Origin of the sequence: Flavobacterium sp., from assembly GCF_049318325.1 — a bacterium.
Taxonomy (GTDB): domain Bacteria; phylum Bacteroidota; class Bacteroidia; order Flavobacteriales; family Flavobacteriaceae; genus Flavobacterium.
The window spans coordinates 1-2,031 of record NZ_JBMOGQ010000212.1; the positions used below are offsets into that span (position 1 = coordinate 1).

Below are 2,031 nucleotides of genomic sequence, written 5' to 3' on the forward strand. Positions count from 1 at the left end.
CTGATTGCGGTAATGGTACTTTCAGTCTTTGGACTGGGCCAGTGGCTTTTACAACCGCAGCACCACCTCCTGTTTGTGGTGGTAACTTTTTTGATGCTGGTGGACCAACAGCAATCTATCTTGCCAATTCAAATGTTACGACCACTATTTGTCCAACTAATTCAGGCGATGTTGTAACCGTAACTTTTACCACATTTGATACCGAAGCAAACTGGGATGGAATTTATGTTTATGATGGAAATTCAGTTGCATCGGCTCTAATTCCAAGTGCTAATCCGGCAGGTAATGCTGCTGGGCCTCTTACAACACCAGGAGCTTATTGGGGAACCACAATTCCTGGCCCATTTACATCAACAAGCACTGATGGATGTCTAACTTTTGTATTTAGAAGTGATGATTCATTTCAAAATCCGGGTTGGGCTGCGAATGTTAGCTGTTCACCAGCACCAAACTGTCAAAAACCAACAACTTTGACCGCTACGAGTATTACTTCTACTTCTGCTTTATTAGGTTGGACTGAGCCTAGCCCAACTACTGTGACACAATGGGAGGTGCTAGTATTACCTGTTGGCTCTCCGACACCATTACCTACTACAACAGGAGGTATTATTATATCATCTAATCCAAGTTTAATAACTGGTCTACTTCCAGGAACGCAATATACTTATTATGTAAGAGGAATATGTCCTACTTCTGGCACTAGCTTATGGTCGACTGGGTTTAATTTCACTACTTTAATTATTAATGATAATTGTGAAGGTGCTATATTTGCTCCTGTAAATAGTTCTCTACAATGTCAGCAAGTTACCCCTGGCACAATAACCGCAGCTACTGCTTCATTAACCCCACCAATTGCACCATGTATAGGAACAGCTGACGATGATGTATGGTTTCAGTTTATTGCATCTAATACGTATTTGAATATTTCCTTACAAAATGTTCAAGGTTATACAAATTTAAATTTTGCTGTTTATTCTGGGGTATGTGGTACATTAACACAAAGGTATTGCAGTGCAGCTAATTCCCTAAACCTTGTTTTAAATAATTTGATTTTAGGGCAAACATATTATATTAGAGTATATTCTAATGCAAGTACACCTCAGACATCTACATTTGATTTATGTATAACTACTCCTTCTACATGTTCAAATGCAAATACAATATGTAATTTGTTGGGGGAAAATACAGCAAGTACCGTAGGAATTACTAGTTTAGGAAATATAGGTTGCCTATCCACATCGCCAAATCCAACTTTTTATAGCTTGGAAGTAGCTACCACTGGACCAATTAACCTGTTTTTAAGTCAAAATGCATTACCAAATGGTCAAGGTGCTACTAGAGATGTTGATTACGCAGCTTGGGGTCCGTTTACAAGTCAAGCTCAAGCATGTTCAACAATTGGAATTCAAGCTCCATTTGCTCCGCCTGGAATAGGAGTGCCGGTAACTGAAACAACAGGTTGTAGCTATAATTTTTTATCAACCGAAACACTTAATATTGCAAACGCACAAGCTGGACAGATATATATAATTTTAATTACAAACTTTTCTCAACAACCTGGTTTTATAAATTTAGTTCAAACTAATTTCGGTCAACCAGGAGCAGGAACAGTGAATTGTTGTCCAGAAGCGTTCTTCCAATATCAACCTTCTTCCTATTGTAAGACGCCAGGAAATCCAAATCCTATTGCAGTAATTACACCAGGGTCTTTGGCAGGGGTTTTCTCCTCTCCTTTTACACCAGGTCTAGTATTTGCAAATACCTCAACCGGAGAAATTGATTTAATGGCAAGCGCACCTGGCAATTATGTTATTGTAAATACTATTCCGGCTTCAGGAACATGTCAATCAAAACAAAGAACATATACTATTAAAATTTCTGAGCCAACCTCAGCAACTATTAGTTATAGTAGTCCATCATATTGTAAAAGTGTTACCACTCTTCAAGCTGTTACTCAAACAGGAACAACTGGAGGAAGTTATTCTGCAATTCCTAATGTTGGTTTGAGTATTAATCCAACAACAGGTATGA

1 protein-coding gene is annotated in these 2,031 nt (G+C 38.4%); it reads left to right on the plus strand.

All coding sequences use genetic code 11. The features are described from left to right. The coding region (locus tag ACOYLP_RS11815) for a fibronectin type III domain-containing protein (RefSeq protein WP_422856369.1) at positions 1-2,031 on the plus strand (2,031 nt) is incomplete at both ends.